At 59.9% G+C, this 20,726-nt stretch carries 20 protein-coding genes and 1 tRNA gene; 12 read left to right on the forward strand and 9 right to left on the reverse strand.

The features are described from left to right. Positions 1-19: 19 nt before the first annotated feature. The 5 genes from ACZ0AI_RS23655 to ACZ0AI_RS23675 all read right to left on the reverse strand — a co-directional run bounded on the left by ACZ0AI_RS23655 (position 20) and on the right by ACZ0AI_RS23675 (position 5,808). Positions 20-316 (reverse strand): winged helix-turn-helix domain-containing protein, encoded by a 297-nt coding sequence (locus ACZ0AI_RS23655; RefSeq protein ID WP_463566016.1) that lies wholly within the window; start codon positions 314-316, stop codon positions 20-22. Between the two features lie 133 nt (positions 317-449). Beyond that, positions 450-3,281 carry a valine--tRNA ligase gene (locus tag ACZ0AI_RS23660; protein WP_463570104.1) on the reverse strand — a complete coding sequence of 944 codons (2,832 nt, stop codon included), beginning with the start codon at positions 3,279-3,281 and terminating at the stop codon, positions 450-452. 129 nt (positions 3,282-3,410) lie between these two features. Then, positions 3,411-3,815, reverse strand: a complete 405-nt coding sequence (locus ACZ0AI_RS23665; RefSeq protein ID WP_463563947.1) for a DNA polymerase III subunit chi — start codon at positions 3,813-3,815, stop codon at positions 3,411-3,413. Positions 3,816-3,822: 7 nt separating this feature from the next. Continuing rightward, the gene (locus ACZ0AI_RS23670) at positions 3,823-4,242 is read right to left on the reverse strand and encodes a DNA polymerase III subunit chi (protein WP_463563948.1); all 420 of its coding nucleotides are present in this window, start codon (positions 4,240-4,242) and stop codon (positions 3,823-3,825) included. 66 nt (positions 4,243-4,308) lie between these two features. Further along, on the reverse strand, positions 4,309-5,808 hold the full coding sequence (locus ACZ0AI_RS23675; RefSeq protein ID WP_463563949.1) for a leucyl aminopeptidase: 1,500 nt from the start codon (positions 5,806-5,808) through the stop codon (positions 4,309-4,311). A 750-nt stretch (positions 5,809-6,558) separates the two neighbouring features. On the opposite strand from ACZ0AI_RS23675, the gene pmrG reads away from it, so the two are divergent. From pmrG to lptG, 3 genes are all read left to right on the forward strand, one after another. Further along, the gene (gene pmrG, locus ACZ0AI_RS23680; protein WP_463563950.1) at positions 6,559-7,329 is read left to right on the forward strand and encodes a lipopolysaccharide core heptose(II)-phosphate phosphatase PmrG; all 771 of its coding nucleotides are present in this window, start codon (positions 6,559-6,561) and stop codon (positions 7,327-7,329) included. 303 nt (positions 7,330-7,632) lie between these two features. Next, a complete protein-coding gene (gene lptF, locus ACZ0AI_RS23685) occupies positions 7,633-8,745 on the forward strand; it encodes an LPS export ABC transporter permease LptF (protein ID WP_463563951.1) in 1,113 nt (370 codons plus the stop codon). Beyond that, entirely contained in the window at positions 8,738-9,799 is a 1,062-nt protein-coding gene (gene lptG, locus ACZ0AI_RS23690; RefSeq protein ID WP_463563952.1) for an LPS export ABC transporter permease LptG, read from the forward strand. The genes lptF and lptG overlap by 8 nt, the downstream gene beginning before the upstream one ends. A gap of 114 nt (positions 9,800-9,913) precedes the next feature. Here the strand turns inward: lptG and ACZ0AI_RS23695 are convergent, their stop codons facing one another. The 3 genes from ACZ0AI_RS23695 to ACZ0AI_RS23705 all read right to left on the reverse strand — a co-directional run bounded on the left by ACZ0AI_RS23695 (position 9,914) and on the right by ACZ0AI_RS23705 (position 11,134). After that, entirely contained in the window at positions 9,914-10,408 is a 495-nt protein-coding gene (locus ACZ0AI_RS23695) for an RDD family protein (protein ID WP_463563953.1), read from the reverse strand. 88 nt (positions 10,409-10,496) lie between these two features. Beyond that, positions 10,497-10,709: a cold-shock protein gene (locus ACZ0AI_RS23700; protein WP_010486675.1), complete on the reverse strand. Its 213-nt coding sequence runs from the start codon at positions 10,707-10,709 to the stop codon at positions 10,497-10,499. 340 nt (positions 10,710-11,049) lie between these two features. Continuing rightward, positions 11,050-11,134: transfer RNA gene (locus ACZ0AI_RS23705), tRNA-Leu, on the reverse strand. Positions 11,135-11,247: 113 nt separating this feature from the next. Here ACZ0AI_RS23705 and queA point away from each other — a divergent pair. The 6 genes from queA to ACZ0AI_RS23735 all read left to right on the forward strand — a co-directional run bounded on the left by queA (position 11,248) and on the right by ACZ0AI_RS23735 (position 17,479). After that, the gene (gene queA, locus ACZ0AI_RS23710; protein WP_463566017.1) at positions 11,248-12,297 is read left to right on the forward strand and encodes a tRNA preQ1(34) S-adenosylmethionine ribosyltransferase-isomerase QueA; all 1,050 of its coding nucleotides are present in this window, start codon (positions 11,248-11,250) and stop codon (positions 12,295-12,297) included. A 14-nt stretch (positions 12,298-12,311) separates the two neighbouring features. After that, a complete protein-coding gene (gene tgt / locus ACZ0AI_RS23715) occupies positions 12,312-13,427 on the forward strand; it encodes a tRNA guanosine(34) transglycosylase Tgt (protein ID WP_463566018.1) in 1,116 nt (371 codons plus the stop codon). Between the two features lie 39 nt (positions 13,428-13,466). Further along, positions 13,467-13,796, forward strand: a complete 330-nt coding sequence (yajC, locus tag ACZ0AI_RS23720) for a preprotein translocase subunit YajC (protein ID WP_225834455.1) — start codon at positions 13,467-13,469, stop codon at positions 13,794-13,796. A gap of 214 nt (positions 13,797-14,010) precedes the next feature. Continuing rightward, positions 14,011-15,879 carry a protein translocase subunit SecD gene (gene secD / locus ACZ0AI_RS23725; protein WP_463563954.1) on the forward strand — a complete coding sequence of 623 codons (1,869 nt, stop codon included), beginning with the start codon at positions 14,011-14,013 and terminating at the stop codon, positions 15,877-15,879. Between the two features lie 9 nt (positions 15,880-15,888). Further along, positions 15,889-16,809, forward strand: a complete 921-nt coding sequence (gene secF / locus ACZ0AI_RS23730) for a protein translocase subunit SecF (protein ID WP_463563955.1) — start codon at positions 15,889-15,891, stop codon at positions 16,807-16,809. 124 nt (positions 16,810-16,933) lie between these two features. Then, positions 16,934-17,479 carry a glycine zipper 2TM domain-containing protein gene (locus ACZ0AI_RS23735; RefSeq protein WP_463563956.1) on the forward strand — a complete coding sequence of 182 codons (546 nt, stop codon included), beginning with the start codon at positions 16,934-16,936 and terminating at the stop codon, positions 17,477-17,479. A gap of 96 nt (positions 17,480-17,575) precedes the next feature. Here ACZ0AI_RS23735 and suhB read toward each other — a convergent pair whose 3' ends face one another. Continuing rightward, a complete protein-coding gene (suhB, locus tag ACZ0AI_RS23740) occupies positions 17,576-18,391 on the reverse strand; it encodes a type III secretion system regulator SuhB (protein ID WP_463563957.1) in 816 nt (271 codons plus the stop codon). 143 nt (positions 18,392-18,534) lie between these two features. Between suhB and trmJ the strand changes: the two genes are divergently transcribed. From trmJ to iscR, 3 genes are all read left to right on the forward strand, one after another. Then, positions 18,535-19,302, forward strand: coding sequence for a tRNA (cytosine(32)/uridine(32)-2'-O)-methyltransferase TrmJ (gene trmJ, locus ACZ0AI_RS23745; RefSeq protein ID WP_463563958.1), 768 nt, complete (start codon positions 18,535-18,537; stop codon positions 19,300-19,302). Further along, a complete protein-coding gene (gene cysE / locus ACZ0AI_RS23750; RefSeq protein WP_463563959.1) occupies positions 19,295-20,074 on the forward strand; it encodes a serine O-acetyltransferase in 780 nt (259 codons plus the stop codon). The genes trmJ and cysE overlap by 8 nt, the downstream gene beginning before the upstream one ends. Before the next feature lie 148 nt (positions 20,075-20,222). Next, a complete protein-coding gene (gene iscR, locus ACZ0AI_RS23755) occupies positions 20,223-20,720 on the forward strand; it encodes a Fe-S cluster assembly transcriptional regulator IscR (RefSeq protein ID WP_463563960.1) in 498 nt (165 codons plus the stop codon). Positions 20,721-20,726 lie beyond the last annotated feature (6 nt).

Below are 20,726 nucleotides of genomic sequence, written 5' to 3' on the forward strand. Positions count from 1 at the left end.
ATGAGTTTCCTGCAGTGTTTCAGGGATAGCCGAGGACAGCCTTGATCTGCTGCAGGTTGGCGGCGATCCAGCGTTTGTCGATGGCGCCCCAGTCGCGGATCACGTAGTGACCGGCGTTGTTGCGCTCGCCGTCCTGCTGCTGGAACTGGCAGTCGATATCCAGCTCCTCCAGCGCGCTCAGGGTGTCCTGGGCGGTGCGCCGTGGCATGCCGGTGGCGGCCATCAGGGCTGGCACGCTATCGGCGGCGCCACTGTCGATCAGCCAGGCGACGTAGAGGCGGCGGTAGAAACTGGTCTTGGTCTTGCTCACGTCCATTTGCAGGGGCCCGATCATGTGAGGAGCTTCGAGGATACTGCGTGCCGGGCCGGGATAACAAACAGGCTGGCCACAAACGACAACGGCCTGCCGGGCTTTCGCCACGGCAGGCCGTTGTCAGTTGCGCGCTGGTTTAGAGGCTGGCGATCTTGCCGCGCTGCTCCACCAGATTGGCCAGCGCCTGCTCGGCCTCGGCCAGCTTGGCGCGCTCCTTCTCCAGTACTTCAGCCGGAGCCTTGGCGACGAAGCCCTCATTAGCCAGCTTGCCGCCGATCCGCTTGGCTTCACCTTCCAGGCGCTGGATTTCCTTGTCCAGGCGCGCCAGTTCGGCTTCCTTGTCGATCAGCCCGGCCATCGGCACCAGTACCTGCATGTCGCCGACCAGGGCGGTGGCGGACATCGGCGCTTCTTCACCAGCTGCCAGTACCTTCACCGACTCGAACTTGGCCAGTTTGTTGAGCAGCGGGGCGTTGTCGTTCAGGCGTCGCAGGTCTTCGGTGTTGGCGTTGGCGAGAATGACGTCGATGCGCTTGGCCATGGAGATCTTCATCTCGCCACGGATCTGCCGCACGCCGAGCATCAGTTGCTTGACCCACTCGATGTCGCCCTCGGCCGCCACGTCGATACGGCTTTCGTTAGCCACCGGCCAGGGTTGCAGCATCAGCGTCTCGCCGCTGACGGCGGCCTGGCCCTTGATGCGCTGCCAGATTTCTTCGGTGATGAACGGCATGAACGGGTGAGCCAGACGCAGGATCACTTCCAGCACACGCACCAACGTGCGGCGGGTGCCGCGCTGGCGCTCAACTGAGGCGTTCTCGTCCCACAGCACCGGCTTGACCAGTTCCAGGTACCAGGCGCAGTACTCGTCCCAGACGAACTCGTACAGGGCCTGGGTCGCCAGGTCGAAGCGGAAGGCGTCGAGGTGGCGGGTCACGTCCTGCTCGCAACGCTGCAGGGCGGAGATGATCCAGCGATCGACCGGTGACAGATCGACCGCTTCGCCATTGATGCCGGTGTCCTGGCCATCGGTGTTCTCGATGACGAAGTTGGCGGCGTTCCACAGCTTGTTGCAGAAGTTGCGATAGCCCTCGACGCGGCCCATGTCGAACTTCACGTCACGCCCGGTGGTGGCCAGCGAGCAGAAGGTGAAGCGCAGGGCGTCGGTACCGTAGCTGGCGATCCCTTCCGGGAACTCGGCCTTGGTCTGCTTGGCGATCTTCTCGGCGAGCTTGGGCTGCATCATGCCGCTGGTGCGTTTGGCCAGCAGGGTGTCGAGGTCGATGCCATCGACGATGTCCAGCGGGTCGAGGACGTTGCCCTTGGACTTGGACATCTTCTGGCCCAGGCCGTCGCGTACCAGACCGTGAACGTACACGGTCTTGAACGGGATCTGCTTGGTCAGGTGGGTCGACAGCATGATCATCCGGGCAACCCAGAAGAAGATGATGTCGAAACCGGTGACCAGCACGTCGGTCGGGTGATGGGTCTTCAGGAAGTCGGTCTGCTCAGGCCAGCCGAGGGTGGAGAAGGTCCACAGGCCGGAACTGAACCAGGTATCCAGTACGTCGTCGTCCTGGCGCAGGGCGATGTCGCCCAGGTTGTGCTTGGCGCGTACTTCCGCTTCGTCACGGCCGACATAGACGTTGCCCGCCTGGTCGTACCAGGCCGGAATGCGGTGGCCCCACCAGAGCTGACGGCTGATGCACCAATCCTGGATGTCGCGCATCCAGCTGAAGTACATGTTTTCGTACTGCTTGGGTACGAACTGGATTTCACCGTTCTCGACCACTTCGATGGCTTTCTCGGCCAGCGGCTTGGTGGACACGTACCACTGATCGGTCAGCCACGGCTCGATGATGGTGCCGGAGCGGTCGCCTTTCGGCACCTTCAGGGCGTGGTCGTCGATCTTTTCCAGCAGGCCGAGGGCATCGAAGGCGGCGACGATTTGCTTACGCGCTTCGAAGCGATCCAGGCCGGCGTATTCGGCAGGCAGGCTGGCATCGAGCAGGGCGTTGACGCTGCCGTCGATGTTGAAGATCTGCGCACCCGGCAGCACAGCTGCGTCCTGGTCGAAGATGTTGATCAGCGGCAGGTTGTGGCGCTTGCCGACCTCATAGTCGTTGAAGTCGTGGGCCGGGGTGATCTTCACGCAGCCGGTACCGAATTCCGGGTCGCAGTAATCGTCCGCGATGATCGGGATGCGGCGGCCAAGCAGCGGCAGTTCGACGTACTGGCCGATCAGGGCCTTGTAGCGTTCGTCTTCCGGGTTCACGGCGACGGCTGCGTCACCCAGCATGGTTTCCGGACGCGTGGTGGCGACGATCAGGTAGTCGGCGCCTTCGGCGGTCTTGTTGCCGTCAGCCAGCGGGTAGCGAAGGTTCCACAGGTGGCCCTTCTCGTCGTGGCTTTCAACTTCCAGATCGGAAATGGCGGTGTGGAACTTGGTGTCCCAGTTGACCAGACGCTTGCCGCGGTAGATCAGGCCGTCCTCGTGTAGGCGCACGAAGGCTTCCTTGACCGCCTCGGACAGGCCGTCGTCCATGGTGAAACGCTCGCGCGACCAATCCACGGACGAGCCCAGGCGACGGATCTGCCGGGTGATGTTGCCACCGGACTCGGCCTTCCAGTCCCAGACCTTGTCGAGGAATTTCTCGCGGCCGAGATCATGGCGATCGATACCCTGAGCGGCCAGTTGACGTTCCACCACCATTTGCGTGGCGATGCCGGCGTGATCAGTGCCCGGCTGCCACAGGGTGTTGCGACCCTGCATGCGGCGGAAGCGGATCAGGGCATCCATGATCGCGTTGTTGAACCCGTGGCCCATGTGCAGGCTGCCGGTCACGTTCGGCGGCGGGATCATGATGGTGTAAGGGGCACCGGAACCCTGCGGAGCGAAGTAGCCCTTCGCCTCCCAGTTTTCGTACAGGGCGGTTTCGATGGCGTGGGGCTGGTAGGTCTTGTCCATGCGTGGCGGGACCCTTCTGGCGTCTGATCGGAAAAGCCGAGCAGTATAACGAACCACCGTATAGTTTTCCTCCGCTCTCGAGGCTATCGGTCGAGCGGAGAGGGGCGTTTGGCTAGCGCTTGAGGGGTGTTATCGACGTTGTGGTAGCAAGCGGTGCAGGCGTGCTTGCAGGCGACGCTTGAGTTCGGCTTCGATCTGCGGCACGAAATCATCGATCACATCCTGCAGCAGCAACTGAGCGGCGGCGCGCAGTTCGCTATCGAGGCGGTTGATTTCGTTATCCCGGCCAATGGCGCGCTGCACGGTTTGGCGCAACTCATTTTCGGAGGCCATACCGGTCGAAGTGCCGCTCGCGGCCGATGGTTGCGGGTTAGGTGCGGGTGCAGGCACTACATCCGAGAGCAGCGGAATATCGTCGGGGTCGAATTTCTCGGTCAGCAGGGGCGGATCGAGATCGTCGCCCAGCAGTTCGCGAATCGATTCGAGATCGTTCAGCAGGGCGCCGGGTTTTTGCGGTGGGTTCAGATTGTCCATGGGGGCTTTACAGTTCGACACGTTTGGGATCATAGCCCCGTTGACGGTAGCTGCGGAAATTCTCCCGGCAGGCGGTCAGCAGGTCGGGTTCCTGGTTGACGATCTCGATCACCCGACTGAAGTGCTCGATGTGCGGGCTGAGCGTGCTGCCCAGGTTGATCAGCACGCCTTGAGTTGCCTCGGGCGCTTCATCAACACCGATCACGATGGGCGATTTCGGGTCGTCCTGATGCAGGTCGTGGGGGATGAAGCTTTCCTGGCGGGCCCGCCACAGCAGCTCGTCGAGCTCTGTGCATTGTGCGGCGTCGCTGCCGCGCAGGAACACTGGCAAACCATGACGCCAGGCCTTGCCGGCGAGCTGGCAGGCCGCGCGCAGGCGCTCGGCCGTGGTGCTCGACGACAGTACGTAGAATTCTATTCGGGGCATGAAGGTATCCGCAGACAGCCATCAGGCAGTGCGCCGCCAGTGGGCGGCGCACTGCTCAGGCTGCTATCAGCGCTGCTCCTGCGGTACGCGATCGAGCAGGTACTGGGTCAGCAGGGGCACTGGGCGGCCAGTGGCGCCCTTGTCCTTGCCGCCGCTGATCCAGGCTGTACCGGCGATGTCCAGGTGGGCCCAGCGGTAGCTCTTGGCGAAGCGCGACAGGAAGCAGCCCGCAGTGATGGTGCCGGCCTTGGGGCCGCCGATATTGGCAATGTCGGCAAACGGGCTATCCAGCTGCTCCTGGTATTCGTCGTACAGCGGCAGCTGCCAGGCGCGATCATCGGCGTGGCGGCCTGCAGCGAGAATCTCGCCAACCAGGTCGTCATCGTTGCCCATCAGGCCAGATACATTGCTGCCCAGGGCGACGATGCAGGCGCCGGTGAGGGTGGCGATATCGATCACTGCTTGCGGCTTGAAGCGCTCGGCGTAAGTCAGGGTGTCGCACAGCACCAGACGGCCTTCGGCGTCGGTGTTGAGGATCTCCACGGTCTGTCCGCTCATGGTGGTGACGATGTCGCCTGGGCGGGTGGCTCCACCGCTGGGCATGTTCTCGGCACAGGCGAACAGGCATACCAGGTTGATCGGCAGCTGCAGCTCGAGCACGGCGCGCAGGGTACCGAACACGCTGGCGGCGCCGCACATGTCGTATTTCATCTCGTCCATGCCAGCGGCCGGCTTGATGCTGATGCCTCCAGTGTCGAAGGTGATGCCTTTACCGACCAGTACGTAAGGTTTGTCGCTCTTCTTCGCGCCCTGATAGTTGAGCACGATCATCCGCGGCGGCTGATCGCTGCCCTGAGCGACGGCGAGGAAAGCACCAGCGCCGAGCGCCTGCAGCTTCTTCTCGTCGAGGATGTCGACCTTGAGGTTTTTGTGCGCCTTGGCCAGTTCCTTGGCTTGCTCGGCCAGGTAGCTGGGGTGGCAGATGTTCGGCGGCAGATTGCCCAGATCCTTGGTCAGCGCCATGCCGATGGCGATGGCGCAAGCCTCGGTGGTCGCGCGCTCGACGTCGGCGACACTGGCCTTGTCGGTGATCAGGGTGATTTTCTTCAGCGCGCCAGGCGTGGATTTCTGGCTCTTGAAACGGTCGAACTGGTAGCCAGCGTCTGCCAGGCTTTCCACTAGCAGACGCGCCTTGCCATAGGCGTCGCGGTTCTTAACCTGAACATCCTGCAGGGCGAGCAGGGCATCGCTGCCACCGAGGTTCTTCAGTACCGTGTAGACGGCTGCGATCAGTTTACGCAGTTGGCGATCGGAAAGTTCGGCGTCTTTCCCGGTGCCGACCAGCAGTACGCGCTCGGCCTTGAGGTTCGGCAGACCGTGGGCCAGCAGGGTTTGGCCAGGCTTGCCGGCCAGGTCACCGCGCTTGAGTAGAGCACTGATCGCGCCGCCGCTGGCAGCGTCTACCGCTTTGGCGGTGGCGCCGAGGATTGCACCTTCACCAACTGGAATGACCAGGGTGGCGGTTTTCAATGTTTCCGGGCGAGCGCTTTTGACAATAAATTCCATGCGTGGTGTCCCCAAGGCAACGAGTCGCGGATGCAGGATGATTTACAGGGTTTTCTCTAACGCCCTGTATTCAAAGGCTTTAACTGAATTCCTGGTTTTGCTGTACCGATTTTGTAGCAGTCGACAGCTTAACCAACTCTGACCAGTCACCCTTGAAATTGATCCATTCGGTGCAGGTGCTGAGTGGCACTTCTATCGTGTGTCCGGGCTGATTGGCAATGTTGGCAATAAAGGCCACATCCATTCCAGCCATAAGGCACATGGTCGCGTAAGTGTGTCGGGTATCGTACAGGCGGTGTTGGCGGATGCCCAGCGCCTTCAGGTCTGTACGGAGAGTCACCCAGCCGTAGCAGAGCGTTGCACGGGGTGCGGTTCTTGATGCGTTTAGACACTTCGCCGTCTACCGTGCTCTGCCGGTGGTGCGGCGATTTTCTGTGGATCGATTTCTCCCACGCTTCGCCCCGCGTATTCGCTTCTACAGCCTGAATTTCGTACGCGCAGGTTGCTCCGTTCGTCTACACACGATTTCGCTTGAGCCTCTCCGGGGAGTGTCTTGGCTCTGGTCAGGTATTCGGTGTGCTCGGCCAACTTAGGCTGCCCAGGCGGTGTGCTTAAGAGCGAAATGCTCGCATCAGGAATAGGGCGGTTCAGTTAACCATTCCTGTTTCGCAACTATTCACAGTGCTTGAGTTCAACTAAGGCTCACCCTGCGTGGCAATGGCCACTCGTGGCCCGGAATTAGGAGTCTTCATGTTCAACGTTCCACTGCTTAGCCGTTCCCGGCAATGGTTGCGCACGCTCAGTGCCTGCCAGCGCAAGCGTGCATTTACCTGGGCAACAGCGGCTTCTCTGGTGGTTGCAGCGGGCGCGTTCATTGTTCATCCCCCCGAAATAGCAGACCTTTCAGAAGAAAGCAGGCATGAGCTGCCCAACCTGTTGGCCCAATGGGAAAGTGGCGATGTGATTGTTTTGCTCCGCCATCTCGAGCGGTGTGACAAGGAAGACCATCCATGCCTGCAAGGTACGGAAGGTGTGACCTCCAGGTCGGTGGTGGTTGGAAATCTTCTCGCAGAGCGTTTCAGCCAATTAGGTCTCGGCAAAACCGACATTTACAACAGCCCACTCGCTCGAACTGCACAGACCGAGTCAATCGTTTTTGACGATGTCGGTATAGATGAAGACTGGCTGTATAAATGCAGAGAAACGATGCTCAAGGACGCGCTACAGCATAAAGCTCCGGGTAAAAACCTGGTTCTGGTTACCCACAGCAGCTGTATCTCCGCGTTCGAGCAGGCGCTGGGCTACGACAGTGAAACGCCTGAATATGGAACTTCGTTGTTCTTTACCAAGGCATCTGAGCCTGATTCCTTGAATGTGCTGGGCTTTCTCGATGCGGATGATTGGGGTGTCGACCTGGGCGCTGAGGCAGGAAAAGTTGGCAAGGTGGGCTATCAAGGCCATGACGGCAGGCAAGTAGCGCAGAAAACACCACCGCCGTATCTACGCGAGTTGGATATATAGGCTGGATCCCGGTACGTGCACGGACCCAGTTGCCGCGCGGCAGAGAGATCTAGGGGTTACCTCTGGTATCCAGCGGAACATACCAATAACTATTTGCGCCCACGCCGCACGTAACCGCTCTGCTGAATGCTTACGCGTGGCAGAGTCTTTGTGGCTGGCACGGCTTTATGTGCAGTGACACGCCAGCTTAATCGCAGGATAATAACGGCAATTTTTCGGCCGGTTCGCTTAACGCGCGCACCAGCATGCAGTGCGGTTAGTTCGAGTACAGCCGCCTGAGCCTGACAACCCTGGAGTGTCTGTTTGATCGTCTTCCGATATTTGTCCCGAGAGGTTCTGGTTACCTTGAGTGCGGTCAGTGCCGTGCTGCTGGTGATCATCATGAGTGGCCGCTTCATCAAGTACCTGGCCCAGGCGGCTCAGGGGATGCTCGATCCGGGCGTACTGTTTCTGATCATGGGCTTTCGTCTGCCCGGCTTCCTGCAACTGATTCTGCCGCTGGGGCTGTTTCTGGGTTTCCTGCTGGCCTACGGGCGTTTGTACCTGGACAGCGAGATGACCGTGCTGTCGGCGACCGGCATGAGCCAGCAGAAGCTGTTTATCTACAGCCTGGCGCCGGCCACTGTGGTGGCGCTGCTGGTTGCCTGGTTGAGCATGGGGCTGGCGCCTCAGGGCGTTTCCCAGGTCGCCAAGATCTTCAATGAGCAGGATGCGCTGACCGAGTTCGATACGCTGGTGCCCGGGCGCTTTCAGTCCATGCGCAATGGCTCGCGGGTCACCTACACCCAGGAGCTGTCGGAAGATCGCACCGAGTTGGGCGGCATCTTCATCTCCGACAAGCGCTTGTCCCGTGCAGGTGACAAGGAGCGCGGCATCACCGTGCTGGTGGCCGAGAGTGGTCGTCAGGAAGTGCAAGCTGACGGCAGCCGTTATCTAATTCTGGAAAACGGCTATCGCTATGACGGCAATCCGGGACAGGCCGATTACCGCGTCGTGCAGTACGACACCTACGGTGTGTTGCTGCCCAAGCCTTCGGTGACCGCAGACATCAGCGAGCGCGAAGCCATACCCACGTCGCAGCTGTTCGGCAGTGACGAGCCGCGTCTGCAGTCTGAACTGCAGTGGCGTCTATCCATTCCGTTGCTGGTGTTCATCGTCACCTTGATGGCGGTGCCGCTGTCTCGGGTCAACCCGCGTCAGGGGCGCTTCCTCAAGTTGCTCCCGGCGATTCTGTTGTACATGACCTACCTTGGTTTGCTGGTTGCTGCACGCAGTGCGTTGGACAAAGGGCGCATTCCGCCAGCAATCGGCCTGTGGGGAGTGCACCTGCTGTTCCTGCTGATCGGTCTGGCCCTGCTGTATTGGGAACCGATGCGTCTGAAGCTGGTAAGTCGTCGGGAGAGCGCTCGTGGTTAAGCTGGATCGTTACATTGGCGCGCAGGTGCTGTTCGCCATTCTGGCTGTGCTCGGCATCATCGTCGGCCTGGCCCTGCTGTTCGCCTTCATCGACGAGTTGGGTGATATAGAAGGTAACTACGGCCTGGGCGATGCCCTGTGGTACGTCTTCCTCACCGCGCCGCGGCGCATCTACGACATGCTGCCCATGGCTGCGCTGGTGGGGTGTCTGATCGGCCTGGGTACTCTGGCCAGCAACAGCGAGTTGACCATCATGCGTGCGGCTGGCGTGTCCATCGGGCGCATCGTCTGGGGCGTGATGAAGCCGATGCTGGCGCTGATGCTGGTCGGCATCCTGATCGGTGAGTATGTCGCCCCTTGGAGCGAGAATCAGGCCCAGGCGGGCAGGGCCATGGCACAGGGTGGTGGCGAAGCGCAGACCTCGAAGCGGGGCATGTGGCACCGTCAGGGGCAGGAGTTCGTGCACATCAATGCCGTGCAGCCTGATGGCGTGTTGTTCGGTGTGACGCGTTACCGCTTCGACGATCAGCGTCGTCTGGAATCGTCCAGCTTTGCCCGTCGCGCTACCTACGAAGGTAGCTACTGGCAGCTGGAAGATGTGGCCACCACCCAGTTCCACGAGCGCAGCACCGAAGTGCTCAAGGCGCCGAGCGAGCGTTGGGATATCGAGCTCAATCCGCAACTGCTGGGCACCGTGGTGCTGGAGCCCGAGGCGCTGTCGGTCAGTGGTCTGTGGCGCTACATCCATTATCTGAAAGAGCAGGGCCTGAACAATGGTCAGTACTGGCTGGCGTTCTGGACCAAGGTGCTGCAGCCGCTGGTCACCGCTGCGCTGGTGCTAATGGCGATCTCCTTCATTTTTGGCCCGCTGCGCTCGGTCACCCTCGGCCAGCGCGTGTTCACCGGTGTGTTGGTTGGCTTCGTGTTTCGTATTGCTCAGGATCTGCTGGGGCCTTCGAGTCTGGTCTTCGGCTTCTCGCCGCTGTTCGCGGTGCTAATCCCTGCGGGTATCTGTGCGGTGGCAGGCTTCTGGCTGCTGCGCCGAGCTGGCTGATCTATCGCATCGCGCCTTCTCCTGTCTGGCGGGGGAGGGCGTGGTGCATGCTTTGAGCCTTTTCTTTGTGCGGGTATTCACCTTGCCGATGGGTGCCGTTAGTTGCTCTTCTCGCTACTTGCGATGCGCGTTCTTCGGCAGTTGCACGGTAACGCTATCCGAGTAGTGGTCGTGCCAGCTGCATTTGCGTTTGTCGAAGAGCACCCACAGGTAGCCCAGGCCCAAGGCCAGTCCCGAAACAAGTGCGACCAGAAACCGTAGCAATGCTTGCCACAGGCTGATCGCCGTGCCGTCCTTATTTTGTACGCGTATGCCCCAGACCTGCATGCCTAGTGTCTGGCCGCTGTGCGTCCAGAATTTGGCGAAGAACCCGAACAGGCTGATTAGCAGCAGGGTGGATAGCAACGGGTCACCGTCCAGTGCTCCTGCGTCTGACCATTGGCGTAGTTGTGCTTCGCCGTAGATCGCCATCTGAATCAGTTTGTAGATGAAGGTGACGACGATCAGCAGGGCAATGCACAGGAAACTGTCGTAAAGCACCGCAGCCAGGCGGCGGCCCAGGCCGGCTGTGGGGAAGTCACCTTGCGGGCGCAGTGCATGTTTTGGCATGGAGGGCTCGTGATGTGGGGGCAGGCCATACTAAATTGCAGGCATAAAAAAACCCCTGATATGCATCAGGGGTTTTTCAAGCAGCGGCTTATTCCTGGACTTGAACCTGGTCAGCCTGCATGCCTTTTTGACCTTGTACAGCGACGAAGCTAACTTTTTGGCCTTCTTTCAGGCTCTTGAAGCCGTTACCTTCGATAGCGCGGAAGTGTACGAACAGATCCGGACCGCTTTCTGGAGTGATAAAACCAAAACCTTTCTCGTCGTTAAACCACTTGACGGTACCGTTCTGACGATTCGACATGTCTCTTTTCCTTGGAACTAGAGTTGATGACAGCCTCCATATATAGAGGACTGAATACTGGTTGCAAGGAGTGTGGAAGTCGAACGGGATGTAGCGGATCTTGAGCGATCTACTGCATCAGGTCACGATTCTCGGCGACCCATGCAAACACAGTGGCTGAACTCTACGCTAACTCTGAAGCAAATGCCAACCCCTCGGCCACGCATAATCCCACGTAAGATTCGTGAGGCTTTTGGGCGAGTTTCGAGTTGGTTTTTATAATGGCTAATTGCGCGAAGAGGAGTCGCGCAGCACAGCTTTGCTGCGAACTGTCACAAGTAGGTAACAGTTGAAGGATATATGGTGCCCCGGGGGAGACTCGAACTCCCACTTCTTTCGAAAACGGATTTTGAATCCGCCGCGTCTACCGGTTCCGCCACCGGGGCACAATCGCGGCGCAGTATAGGGAGCAAGTTGCCGTTGGTCAATGCACTTGCGTGGTCAGCGTGTAGGAATTCCGGTAAGCTGCTCCGCCCTGCAAGACGACACCTTTTCCTCCATGCGCGTTGCCGACTTTCATTTCGAACTGCCAGATGAGCAGATCGCCCGCCATCCCCTTGCCGAACGCCGTGCCAGCCGTCTGCTGATTCTCGACGGTGCCAGTGGCGCGCTCGCTCATCGGCATTTCGCCGACCTGCTCGAGTACCTGCGCCCGGGTGACCTGATGGTGTTCAACAACACCCGCGTGATTCCGGCGCGGCTATTCGGCCAGAAGGCGTCGGGTGGCAAGCTCGAGGTGCTGATCGAGCGCGTGCTCGACGAACATCGGGTGCTAGCCCATGTGCGTTCCAGCAAGTCACCCAAGCCAGGTTCGACGATTCTCATCGAGGGTGGTGCTCAGGCGCAGATGGTGGCGCGCCACGATGCACTGTTCGAACTGCGTTTCGACGAGGCGGTACTGCCGCTGCTCGAACGTGTCGGGCACATGCCGTTGCCTCCTTATATAGACAGGCCGGATGAAGGCGCGGATCGCGAGCGCTATCAGACCGTCTATGCGCAGAAAGCCGGTGCCGTAGCGGCGCCTACCGCAGGCCTGCATTTCGACGATGAGTTGCTGGCGGCCCTGCGCGAGAAGGGTGTCGAAAGCGCCTTCGTCACGCTGCACGTCGGCGCAGGAACCTTTCAGCCGGTGCGTGTGGAGCGTATCGAAGATCATCACATGCACAGCGAGTGGCTGGAGGTCGGCCAGGACGTGGTCGACGCAGTGCAGGCCTGCCGTGCCCGCGGCGGTCGAGTGGTTGCCGTGGGCACCACCAGCGTCCGCTCGCTGGAAAGTGCAGCTCGCGATGGTGAGCTGAAGCCGTTCAGCGGTGATACCGACATCTTCATCTATCCCGGTCGGCCATTCCACGTGGTCGATGCCCTGGTCACCAACTTCCATCTGCCCGAATCGACCCTGCTGATGCTGGTGTCGGCGTTTGCCGGCTATGCAGAAACCATGGCGGCCTACGCTCAGGCGGTGGCCGAGGGATATCGCTTCTTCAGTTACGGTGATGCCATGTTCATCACCCGCAATCCCGCGCCACGCGGGCCCGAGGATCACCTATGACGCGCAGCTGCCGCATGTCCTTCGAACTGCTGGCCACCGATGGCAAGGCCCGTCGTGGCCGCCTGACTTTCCCCCGTGGCGTGGTCGAGACCCCGGCCTTCATGCCGGTCGGCACCTATGGCACGGTAAAAGGTATGTTGCCGCGCGATATCGAAGCCATTGGTGCGCAGATGATCCTCGGCAATACCTTTCACCTGTGGCTGCGCCCAGGTACCGAAGTCATCAAACGTCATGGTGACCTGCATGATTTCATGCAGTGGCAGGGGCCAATCCTCACCGACTCGGGCGGCTTCCAGGTTTTCAGCCTGGGGGCGATGCGCAAGATCAAGGAGGAGGGCGTGACCTTCGCCTCGCCGGTCGATGGTTCCAAGGTGTTCATGGGCCCGGAAGAGTCGATGCAGGTGCAGCGCGATCTGGGCTCCGACATCGTGATGATCTTCGACGAGTGCACGCCGTATCCCGCCGAGTTCGATATGGCCAAGACCTCCATGGAGCTGTCGCTGCGCTGGGCCAAGCGTTCCAAGGTCGCCCATGGTGACAGTACCGCGGCGTTGTTCGGCATCGTTCAGGGTGGCATGCACGAGTCGTTACGCATGCGCTCGCTGGAAGGCTTGAGCGAGCTGGATTTCGACGGCCTTGCCATTGGCGGTCTGTCGGTCGGCGAGCCGAAGGAAGAGATGATCAAGGTGCTGGATTATCTGCCAGGGCAGATGCCCAGCGACAAGCCGCGTTACCTGATGGGTGTCGGCAAGCCGGAGGATCTGGTCGAAGGCGTGCGCCGTGGCGTGGACATGTTCGACTGCGTGATGCCGACGCGCAATGCGCGCAACGGCCACCTGTTCATCGACACCGGCGTGTTGAAAATCCGCAATGCGTTTCACCGTCACGATGACTCGCCGCTGGATCCGACCTGCGACTGTTACACCTGCAAACACTTCTCGCGCGCCTATCTGCACCATTTGGATAAATGCGGAGAAATGCTCGGCAGCATGTTGAATACAATCCACAACTTGCGTCATTACCAGCGCCTTATGGCTGGTTTGCGCGAGGCAATTCAACAGGGTACATTGGCCGCCTTTGTCGATGCCTTCTACGCCCGGCGCGGTCTGCCAACGCCGCCGCTGGAATGATGATTCGATGGCTAAAAAATCTTTCAACAGGAGTGTCAAATGAGCTTTTTTATTCCCGCTGCCTACGCTGATGCTGGTGCTGCCGGCCCGGCTGGTTCCGGTTTCGAGTGGATCTTCCTGGTCGGCTTCCTGGTCATCTTCTATCTGATGATCTGGCGCCCTCAGGCCAAGCGTGCCAAAGAGCACAAGAGCCTGCTTGGCAATCTGCAGAAGGGTGACGAAGTGGTAACTTCCGGCGGCATCGCCGGCAAGGTTTCCAAGGTCAGCGACGATTTCGTGGTAATCGAAGTGTCCGACACCGTCGAACTGAAGATCCAGAAAGGTGCCATCGCAGCAACCCTGCCTAAGGGCACGCTGAAAGCCATCTGATGACGGTTGAAAAACTACCTGCGTTGCCATCGCTGCGTTAAAAACAAGCTCGGAATGCTCATGTACCAAAGTACACTCCGCTTCCTCGCCTGTTTTTGCCTTGCGCTGGCTGCCTCGCCTACGTTTTTCAGCAGTTTGTTGACTATCTGTTCCAGTTTTATCCATCCCGCGGGGCGCAGATTGCGCCCCGCGTCATAAGCGGGCGGCGTCATTCATGCTCAACAAATACCCTCTGTGGAAATACTTGCTGATCGCAGCGGTACTCGGCATCAGTCTGATTTATTCCGCACCCAATCTCTACCCTGATGATCCGGCCATCCAGATCAGTGGGGCCAGCACGGCGCAGGCCATCGAGCAAGCTGATCTCGATCGTGTCAGCAAGGCGCTGGGCGACGCAGGTATCCAGGTCAAGGCATCGAGCGTTGGCGAGCAGGGCCGTAACGGCCTGCTGCGTCTGACCAAGCAAAGCGACCAACTGCCGGCCAAGGACATCGTGCGCAAAGCGCTCGGCGACAACTATGTAGTTGCCCTCAACCTGGCCCAGACCACCCCCGACTGGCTGCGTAATCTGGGTGCGAGCCCGATGAAGCTCGGCCTCGACCTTTCTGGCGGTGTGCACTTCCTGCTCGAAGTCGACATGGACAAGGCGCTGGACGTTCGTCGCCAGGTCTATGAAGGCGAGCTCAAGAGCCTGCTGCGCAAGGAGCGTGTGCGCTATCGCAGCATGCCGCAGCAGGGCGGCGCCATCCAGTTGGGCTTCGCTGACAGCGAGACCCTGGAAAAGGCCCAGCAGCTGATCCGCAAAGATTTCAACGATTTCGAATTGAATGCTCAGGAGCGTGCTGGCCAGCAAGTGCTGCGCGTAACCATGACGGCAGCCAAGATCGCCGAGATTCGCGAATACTCGATCCGCCAGAACCTGACCACCGTGCGTAACCGGGTCAACGAACTAGGCGTCGCCGAGCCGCTGGTTCAGCGTCAGGGTGCCAACCGCATCGTGGTCGAGCTGCCAGGCGTGCAGGACACTGCCGAAGCCAAGCGTATTCTCGGCAAGACCGCCAACCTCGAATTCCGTCTGGCGGCTGACCCGAATGCACCGCGTGGCACCACCGAGCCGTTCGGCTTCCGCGAGGAAGGTCGTCCGCCGGTGCAGCTCGAGCGTGAGCTGATCATCACCGGTGACCAGGTGACCGACGCCCAGGCCAGCTTCGACGAGAACGGTCGCCCGCAGGTGAACATCCGTCTGGATGGCCATGGCGGTGACCTGATGAACCGCGCGACCCGCAGCAACGTCGGGCGCAGCATGGCGGTGATCTTCATCGAGCAGCGTCCGCTGACCCGCTACGTGAAGCAGATGGTCGATGGCGTCGAGCAGGAAGTACAGGTCGACTCCTTCAAGGAAGAGAAGCAGATCATCAGCCTGGCGACCATCCAGTCGCCGCTGGGTAGCCAGTTCCGCATCACCGGCCTGAACGGCCAGGGCGAGTCATCCGAGCTGGCGTTGCTGCTGCGTGCCGGTGGTCTGGCTGCACCGATGTATTTTGCCGAAGAGCGCACCATTGGCCCTAGCCTGGGTGCCGAGAACATCGTCAAGGGCATCGAGTCCACTGAGTGGGCGATGGTCTTCGTGTCGCTGTTCATCATTGCCATTTACCGATTCTTTGGTGTCTTGGCGACCGTGGCGCTGGCCTTCAACCTGGTCTTGCTGATCGGCCTGATGTCGGTGATCGGGGCGACTCTCACGCTGCCTGGCATCGCCGGTATCGTATTGACGCTGGGCATGGCGGTGGATGCCAACGTGCTTATCTTTTCTCGAATACGAGAGGAGCTGAACAATGGGCTGTCGGTGCAGCGGGCGATTCACGAGGGGTTCGATCGAGCCTACTCCGCCATTCTCGACAGTAACCTGACGACCTTGCTGGTCGGTGCGATTCTGTTCGCGCTGGGTACTGGGCCGGTGAAGGGTTTTGCTGTGACGTTATCGCTGGGCATCATCACCTCGATGTTTACCGCGATCATGTTCACTCGCGGCATGGTCAACCTGATCTTTGGTGGCCGTAACTTCAAGAAATTGTGGATTTGAGGTGAGATCATGAAGTTACCATCGCGCATTCCTTTCATGGCGATACGCAATATTGCGTTCGCCATTACCGTGGTTATCAGCCTTATCGGCTTGGGTAGCCTGTTCAAACATGGTCTCAATTTCGGCCTGGACTTCACTGGCGGGACGCTGATCGAGCTGACGTACGAGCAGCCAGCGGATCTGGAGTTGATCAAGCGTGAGCTGGGTCAGGCTGGCTACAACGATGCAGTGGTGCAGAGCTTCGGTTCCACCACTGATGTGCTGGTGCGCCTGGCTGGTGACTCCGCCGATCTTGGTAGTGAAGTTGCCACGGCCCTGCGCAAGATCGATGGAGATACCTCGTTCGAGGTCAAGCGCGTCGAATTCGTCGGCCCTCAGGTTGGTGAAGAGCTTCGCGATCAGGGTGGCTTGGCGATGCTTTTGGCGCTCGGCGGGATCCTGTTGTACCTGGCGTTTCGCTTTCAGTGGAAGTTCGGTATCGGTGCCGTCGGCTCGCTGGCGCACGACATCATCGTGACCCTCGGTATCCTGGCTTTCTTCCAGGTGCCGTTCGATCTGACGGTGCTTGCGGCGGTGCTGGCGATGGTGGGCTACTCGCTCAATGACACCATCATCATTTATGACCGTATTCGCGAAAACTTCCGCGTAATGCGCAAGGCCGACATCATCGAGAACATCGACGTTTCGGTTACTCAGACGCTGCTGCGTACCATCGCCACTTCATTGTCGACGGCCATGGCGCTGATCGCTTTGCTGGTGTTCGGTGGCGATAGCCTTGGTGGCTTTGCGCTGACGCTGCTGATCGGTGTTGTGGTGGGTACCTACTCCTCGGTCTATATCAGCGCTCCCGTGCTGATCTGGTTGAAGCTGACCTCCGAGGATCTGATTCCACCGGTGGCCAATGCCGAGGGCGTTGACGAGCGTCCTTGAAGTTGTGACGCTCGGCTCAGTGCAGTGGATATAAGCGGGCGACAAGGGAACTTGTCGCCCGTTTTGCGTTTCCAAGGCAGGGAGTAAAGCGCAAGTGCGCTGCAGTTGTGATCAGGAGGTTCGCATGAACAAGTCATTGTTGGTTGGAGCTGTATTGGGTGCTGTTGGTGTCACAGCAGGTGGCGCGGTTGCGACCTACAGTTTGGTCAGCGGTGGGCCTCAGTACGCCGAAGTCCTGGCGGTGAAGCCAGTGACTGAAACCATCAGGACGCCGCGTGAAGAATGCAAGGACGTGGCCGTTACCCGCCAGCGTCCGGTTCAGGATCAGCATCAGATAGCAGGTACCGCTATCGGCGCCGTGGTCGGTGGTCTGCTCGGTAACCAAGTCGGTGGTGGTAACGGCAAGAAGATCGCTACCGTGGCAGGTGCCGTCGGTGGTGGTTACGCAGGTAACAAGGTGCAGGAAGGTATGCAGGGCCGCGATACCTATACCACCACCGAGACGCGTTGCAAGACCGTGACCGACTCCAGCGATAAGATCGTTGGCTATGACGTGAAATACGATCTCGATGGCAAGATCGGTAAGGTGCGAATGGACGAAGAGCCGGGCAGCAAGATCCCGGTGCGCGATGGCAAGCTGGTGCTGGCCGATTCTGAGGCGGACGAGTGATTCGCTCAGCTTGATGCATAAAAGGCGCTCTCAGGAGCGCCTTTTTCGTGGGCAATAAAAAACCGGCGCCAGGCCGGTTCTTTATAGGTGCACCTATTAACGCTTGAGCGATGCCGAGAGATGCGGCTGGATCGCGGTCAGTACGGCCTTGAAGCACTTGGTGTTGCCGGCGACGATCTGACCCTTCTCGAGGAATTCATGACCACCGCTGAAATCGCTGACTAGGCCGCCCGCTTCCTGGATCAGCAGGGCGCCTGCGGCCATGTCCCACTCGGATAGGCCGAACTCCCAGAATGCGTCGAAGCGGCCTGCGGCAACGTAAGCCAGATCCAGACTGGCGGCACCCGCGCGGCGTACGCCTGCGGTCTGGCCTACCAGGCTACGGAACATGCCCAGGTAGTTCTCGAGATTGTCCAGTTGGCTGTCGCGGAACGGGAAGCCGGTGCCCAGCAGGGCGCCTTCCAGGCTCTTGCGATTGCTCACGCGTAGGCGACGGCCGTTCAGGGCTGCGCCACGGCCGCGGCTGGCGGTAAATTCTTCCTGGCGCACCGGGTCGATAATCACTGCATGCTCTAGGCGGCCGCGGTATTTACAGGCCAGGCTTACGGCGAAGTGCGGGACGCCACGGATGAAGTTGGTAGTGCCATCCAGTGGGTCGATGATCCATTGGTAATCGGCGCCTTCGCCGCTGCCTTCCAGCAGGCCACCTTCTTCGCCAAGGAAGCTGTGAGTTGGGTAGGCCTTGCGTAAAGCCTGGATGATCATCAGCTCGGCTGACCTGTCGATCTCGGTGACGTAGTCCTTGGCGTCCTTTTCATCTACAGAGATGACGTCCAGGCGTTCGATGGAGCGGAAGATCATTTCACCGGCGCTACGGGCTGCGCGCAGCGCGATATTCAGCATGGGCTGCATGGAAGTTCACCTGGGGTCGTAATAAAGCCGGCCATTCTAGCAGAAAAGCATCTCGCTTGAAGTGCCGTCGGTGTGCTGCGTGGCATAAAGCGGGGGGCTTCTGTAAGATTTGTCACCTTATTTATCCGACGCGGGCGTCTCCCTTGTTGCAGAACATTCGAGTGGTACTGGTCAATACCAGCCATCCCGGCAATATCGGCGGGGCGGCTCGTGCCATGAAAAACATGGGGCTGTCGCGGCTGGTCCTGGTCGAGCCGCGTCAGTTTCCGAGTGAGGAGGCGGTGGCGCGGGCATCTGGCGCTACCGATATCCTCGATTCTGCCCAGGTGGTTTCGTGCCTTGAAGATGCACTGGTCGGCTGCAGTCTGGTATTCGGCACCAGCGCCCGTGAGCGGCGCATCCCCTGGCCGCTGATCGATCCGCGCGAATGTGGCGTGGCGGCTGTGGAAAAGGCCTTCGCTGGTGGCGAGGTGGCGCTGGTATTCGGTCGCGAGCACGCCGGCCTGACCAACGAAGAGCTACAGCGCTGCCATTTCCATGTACATATTCCGTCCGATCCGGCATTCAGCTCGCTGAACCTAGCTGCCGCTGTGCAGGTGCTGACCTACGAAGCGCGCATGTCGGCTTTGGCGCTGGAAAACGCGCCTCGCCAGGAGGTCGCTGCCGACGAGGGTGATCAGCCGGTGACCGCTGACGAGATGGAGTCCTTCTATGGGCACCTCGAAAAGTCGTTGGTAGAGATTGGTTTTCTCGACCCGGTAAATCCGCGTCATCTGATGAGTCGTCTGCGTCGGCTGTACGGCCGCAGCGGTGTGACCAAGCTGGAAATGAACATCTTGCGCGGCGTGTTGACTGAAACGCTCAAGGCGGCGCGTGGCGAGCACCATAAGCGGGGAAAGACTGATGTTTGAGCGCATGCGGGAAGATATTCAGGGTGTTTTTCATCGTGATCCGGCAGCGCGCAATGCGTTCGAAGTGGTCACCTGTTACCCCGGATTGCATGCGGTGTGGCTGCATCGGGTGGCTCACGGGCTGTGGTTGTCGGGTTGGAAATGGCTGGCGCGCAGCGTGTCGAATTTCAGTCGCTGGCTCACCGGCATCGAAATTCATCCGGGTGCGGTGATTGGTCGGCGTTTCTTCATCGATCACGGCATGGGCATCGTCATTGGTGAAACTGCCGAGATCGGCGACGACGTGACGCTCTATCAGGGTGTGACCCTGGGTGGCACCAGCTGGAACAAGGGCAAGCGTCACCCGACGCTCGAGGACGGCGTGGTGGTGGGTGCTGGTGCCAAGGTGCTTGGCCCGTTCACGGTCGGTGCTGGTGCCAAGATCGGTTCCAATGCAGTGGTCACCAAGGCGGTGCCAGCCGGTGCGACGGCAGTGGGGATTCCGGCCAAGATAATCGTCAAGGACGATGGCGGGCTAGAGGCGCAACGCCAGGCCATCGCCGACAAGCTGGGTTTCGATGCTTATGGCGTCAGTCAGGACATGCCGGATCCGGTGGCGCGGGCGATCGCGCAGCTGCTCGATCACCTGCATGCGGTCGATAATCGTCTGGAAGGCATGTGCGAAGCGCTCGGTGCGCTGGGTAGTGATTATCGCGCCAAGGATTTGCCTGAGTTGCGCGCCGAAGACTTCGATGGCGTGTGCAAGGGGCAGGGTGACAAGCCGGCCGCCTGATGCGTGGTGTGCATAGCTTTGCTATGATCCGCCGCCGTTTCAGGCGTGCAATGCGTCTAAACCTGAGTGTTTTGGTAGGACTTATAGTTGACTTAAATACTCGGGAATAGGATAATTGCGCCACATTGTGATTCCTTGGTAACCCTTCATGCGACTGACTACCAAAGGCCGATACGCCGTGACTGCCATGCTCGATCTGGCGCTGCATGCGCAGAACGGGCCGGTATCCCTCGCCGATATCTCTGAGCGCCAGGGTATTTCTCTCTCCTACCTTGAGCAGCTGTTCGCCAAACTTCGTCGTGGAAGTCTGGTTTCCAGTGTTCGTGGCCCTGGTGGTGGTTATCAGCTGTCGCGCAACATGCAGGGTATCCAGGTCGCTGAAGTGATCGATGCGGTCAACGAATCCGTCGATGCGACCCGTTGCCAGGGGCAGGGCGGTTGTCACTCCGGCGACATCTGCCTGACTCACCACCTGTGGTGCGACCTGAGCCAGCAGATTCACGAGTTCCTTAGCGGCATCAGCCTGGCCGATCTGGTTACTCGCAGCGAGGTCCAGGAAGTCGCCCAGCGCCAGGATCAGCGCCGCTGTAACAGCAATGGCAGGGTGCACCATCTAGATAAGATTGAAGCGTCCACCGTCGATTGAGCACGC

The sequence above is a fragment of the Pseudomonas sp. AC355 genome (assembly GCF_979258205.1).

What these genes read in the sequence shown, in the direction of transcription:
- ACZ0AI_RS23655 (WP_463566016.1), bottom strand. Translation starts at nt 316, where the DNA reads ATGGACGTGAGCAAGACCAAGACCAGTTTCTACCGCCGCCTCTACGTC.
- ACZ0AI_RS23660 (WP_463570104.1), bottom strand. Translation starts at nt 3,281, where the DNA reads ATGGACAAGACCTACCAGCCCCACGCCATCGAAACCGCCCTGTACGAA.
- ACZ0AI_RS23665 (WP_463563947.1), bottom strand. Translation starts at nt 3,815, where the DNA reads ATGGACAATCTGAACCCACCGCAAAAACCCGGCGCCCTGCTGAACGAT.
- ACZ0AI_RS23670 (WP_463563948.1), bottom strand. Translation starts at nt 4,242, where the DNA reads ATGCCCCGAATAGAATTCTACGTACTGTCGTCGAGCACCACGGCCGAG.
- ACZ0AI_RS23675 (WP_463563949.1), bottom strand. Translation starts at nt 5,808, where the DNA reads ATGGAATTTATTGTCAAAAGCGCTCGCCCGGAAACATTGAAAACCGCC.
- pmrG (WP_463563950.1), top strand. Translation starts at nt 6,559, where the DNA reads ATGTTCAACGTTCCACTGCTTAGCCGTTCCCGGCAATGGTTGCGCACG.
- ACZ0AI_RS23695 (WP_463563953.1), bottom strand. Translation starts at nt 10,408, where the DNA reads ATGCCAAAACATGCACTGCGCCCGCAAGGTGACTTCCCCACAGCCGGC.
- ACZ0AI_RS23700 (WP_010486675.1), bottom strand. Translation starts at nt 10,709, where the DNA reads ATGTCGAATCGTCAGAACGGTACCGTCAAGTGGTTTAACGACGAGAAA.
- queA (WP_463566017.1), top strand. Translation starts at nt 11,248, where the DNA reads ATGCGCGTTGCCGACTTTCATTTCGAACTGCCAGATGAGCAGATCGCC.
- tgt (WP_463566018.1), top strand. Translation starts at nt 12,312, where the DNA reads ATGTCCTTCGAACTGCTGGCCACCGATGGCAAGGCCCGTCGTGGCCGC.
- yajC (WP_225834455.1), top strand. Translation starts at nt 13,467, where the DNA reads ATGAGCTTTTTTATTCCCGCTGCCTACGCTGATGCTGGTGCTGCCGGC.
- secD (WP_463563954.1), top strand. Translation starts at nt 14,011, where the DNA reads ATGCTCAACAAATACCCTCTGTGGAAATACTTGCTGATCGCAGCGGTA.
- secF (WP_463563955.1), top strand. Translation starts at nt 15,889, where the DNA reads ATGAAGTTACCATCGCGCATTCCTTTCATGGCGATACGCAATATTGCG.
- ACZ0AI_RS23735 (WP_463563956.1), top strand. Translation starts at nt 16,934, where the DNA reads ATGAACAAGTCATTGTTGGTTGGAGCTGTATTGGGTGCTGTTGGTGTC.
- suhB (WP_463563957.1), bottom strand. Translation starts at nt 18,391, where the DNA reads ATGCAGCCCATGCTGAATATCGCGCTGCGCGCAGCCCGTAGCGCCGGT.
- cysE (WP_463563959.1), top strand. Translation starts at nt 19,295, where the DNA reads ATGTTTGAGCGCATGCGGGAAGATATTCAGGGTGTTTTTCATCGTGAT.
- iscR (WP_463563960.1), top strand. Translation starts at nt 20,223, where the DNA reads ATGCGACTGACTACCAAAGGCCGATACGCCGTGACTGCCATGCTCGAT.